Source organism: Quadrisphaera sp. DVD1 (assembly GCF_058932755.1).
Map to the genome: position 1 here is coordinate 1 of NZ_JBZYWI010000241.1, position 2,509 is coordinate 2,509.

Here is a 2,509-nt window from a genome sequence, read left to right on the forward strand (position 1 = left end):
TCCTCGCACGCCCCGGCCGCCGGGGCGGGCTGACCGCCGTTCTGGGGCGGCGCGTCGGCTCGGTAGGCTCAGGACCAGCACGGGCGTCCTCGAGGCGCCCGACCGCGAGCGGTCCGCAGGCGGGCCGGTGTCGCGGCCCCCTCCCTCGCCCTCCCGCCAGACCCCGTAGAACCAGGAGCCCCGGTGTCCCCCAACGACCGCGTGCACGAGGTGGTCGAGCCTGCCGTGGCCGCCTCCGGTCTCGTCCTCGAGGGCGTCACCGTCGCCCCCGCCGGCAAGCGGCGCGTGGTCCGCGTGGTCGTCGACCTGCCCGACGACGCCCTCGGCAGCCTCGACCTCGACCAGGTGGCGGTGGTCTCCCGCGCGGTGGCCGCCGCGCTGGACGCGGACGACCGCGTCCTCGGCGGCGCCCCGTACGTCCTGGAGGTGTCCACGCCGGGCGTGGACCGCCCCCTGAGCGAGCGGCGGCACTGGTCGCGCGCGCGCACCCGCCTCGTGGCGGTGGCGGTCGCCGGCACCGAGGTGACCGGGCGCGTGGTGGCCGTGGACGACGACGGCGTGGTGCTCGACGTCGACGGCGCCGCTCGCGCGGTGGCCTGGGCGGACCTGGGTACCGGGCGGGTGCAGGTGGAGTTCTCCCGGCCGGGCGCGGCAGAGGACGACGCCGACGACGCCGCGGACGAGGACGACGACGAGGACGGGCTCGACGCTGCTGGCGACGACGAGCTCGACGACGAGGACGGGGAGGGCTGAGGTGGACATCGACCTGGCCGCGCTGCGGATGATCGAGCGCGAGCGCGAGGTGCCCTTCGACGTCCTCGTGGCCGCCGTCGAGCACGCCATGCTGCTGGCCTACCAGCGCACGGAGGGCCACGAGGCCCGCGCGCGCGTGGAGGTGGAGCGCAAGACCGGACGCGTGGTCGTCTGGGCCACCGAGACCGACGCCGAGAGCGGCGCCGTGCGCGAGTGGGACGCGACGCCGTCCGGGTTCGGCCGCGTCGCCGCCACCACCGTCCGCCAGGTGATCATGCAGCGCCTGCGCGAGCTGGAGGACGAGAAGGTCCTCGGCGCCTTCGCCGGCCGCGAGGGCGACATCGTCAGCGGGGTCGTGCAGCAGGCCGCCGACCGCCGGATGGTCCACCTCGACCTCGGCGACGTCGAGGCCGTCCTGCCGCCCGCCGAGCAGGTGCCGGGGGAGGACTACACCCACGGCACGCGGCTGCGGGCGTTCGTGCTCTCGGTCCGCCGAGGCCCCCGAGGCCCGTCGATCACCGTCTCGCGCACCCACCCCGACCTCGTGCGGTCGCTGTTCGCCCTCGAGGTGCCCGAGGTCGCCGACGGCAGCGTCGAGATCACCGCGATCGCCCGCGAGTCGGGCCACCGCACGAAGATGGCGGTGCGCTCCCGGGTGCCCGGGGTCAACCCCAAGGGCGCCTGCATCGGCCCGATGGGCGCCCGGGTGCGCGCGGTGATGACCGAGCTGCAGGGCGAGAAGATCGACATCATCGACCACAGCGACGACCCGGCGACCTTCGTCGGCAACGCGCTCTCGCCGGCCCGGGTCACCTCCGTGGCGGTGGTGGACGCCGAGGCGCGCGCGGCCCGGGTCGTCGTCCCCGACTTCCAGCTCTCGCTGGCGATCGGCAAGGAGGGGCAGAACGCCCGCCTGGCCGCGCGCCTCACCGGCTGGCGCATCGACATCCACTCCGACACCGAGGGCGCCGACGGCTCGCAGGGCGCTGAGGGCTCCAGCGGATCCGGGCGCCCCAGCGGGAACACGCCGCACGCCCGGGAGCGCTAGACTGGTGGAGACCGGGCGGAGCGCTCGGCGACCCCCTTCCGCACCACCGCAGCTGGACGACGCACCTCGCGAGAGTCGCGCCGAACCGCAGCGGACGTGCGTCGGGTGCCGCCGGCGGGCCGGGCGGTCACAGCTGCTGCGCGTGGTCGCGGCCCAGGAGGACGGCGTCTGGTCGCTCCTCCCGGACCCTCGGGCACGGCGGCCGGGGCGAGGTGCCTGGGTGCATCCCGACCCGACCTGCCTGGACCTCGCCGAGCGGCGGCGCGCCTTCCCGCGCGCTCTGCGTCAGCAGGGCCCGCTCGAGGTCGCCGCCGTGCGGTCGCACCTGCAGCAGCTGAGCACCGCCAGCACCCCCGCTCCACCAGCACCACATCCACCGTCGACGAGCACCGGAAGCGGGTCAGCATCTGATGGGCACCCGATGAGCTCCCAGCGATGAACACCCCCCAGCACTGACGACGGTCCGAGCCTGCCTCGCCCGGACCGAGACAGGAGAGAAGTGGCAAAAGTCCGGGTATACGAGCTCGCCAAGGACCTCGGCGTCGAGAGCAAGGTCCTCATGGCCAAGCTCACCGAGATGGGCGAGTTCGTCCGGTCGGCCAGCTCGACCATCGAGCCGCCGGTCGTTCGCAAGCTGAAGTCCGAGTACCCCTCCGACGGGAGCGGGTCCTCCGCCTCCGCGCGCCCCGCAGCACCGCGTCCCGCGGT

At 75.1% G+C, this 2,509-nt stretch carries 4 protein-coding genes; all 4 read left to right on the forward strand.

Annotation, left to right across the window (positions count from 1 at the left end; translation table 11 throughout):
* The first annotated feature begins 183 nt into the window (after positions 1–183).
* Complete coding sequence (gene rimP, locus AC5FZL_RS16425) at positions 184–753, forward strand: ribosome maturation factor RimP (protein WP_493619950.1); 570 nt, start codon at positions 184–186, stop codon at positions 751–753.
* A gap of 1 nt (position 754) precedes the next feature.
* Positions 755–1,801 carry a transcription termination factor NusA gene (gene nusA / locus AC5FZL_RS16430; RefSeq protein WP_493619951.1) on the forward strand — a complete coding sequence of 349 codons (1,047 nt, stop codon included), beginning with the start codon at positions 755–757 and terminating at the stop codon, positions 1,799–1,801.
* 4 nt (positions 1,802–1,805) lie between these two features.
* The gene (locus AC5FZL_RS16435; protein WP_493619952.1) at positions 1,806–2,240 is read left to right on the forward strand and encodes a YlxR family protein; all 435 of its coding nucleotides are present in this window, start codon (positions 1,806–1,808) and stop codon (positions 2,238–2,240) included.
* Positions 2,241–2,300: 60 nt separating this feature from the next.
* The coding region (locus AC5FZL_RS16440) for a translation initiation factor IF-2 N-terminal domain-containing protein (protein ID WP_493619953.1) at positions 2,301–2,509 on the forward strand (209 nt) is incomplete at its 3' end.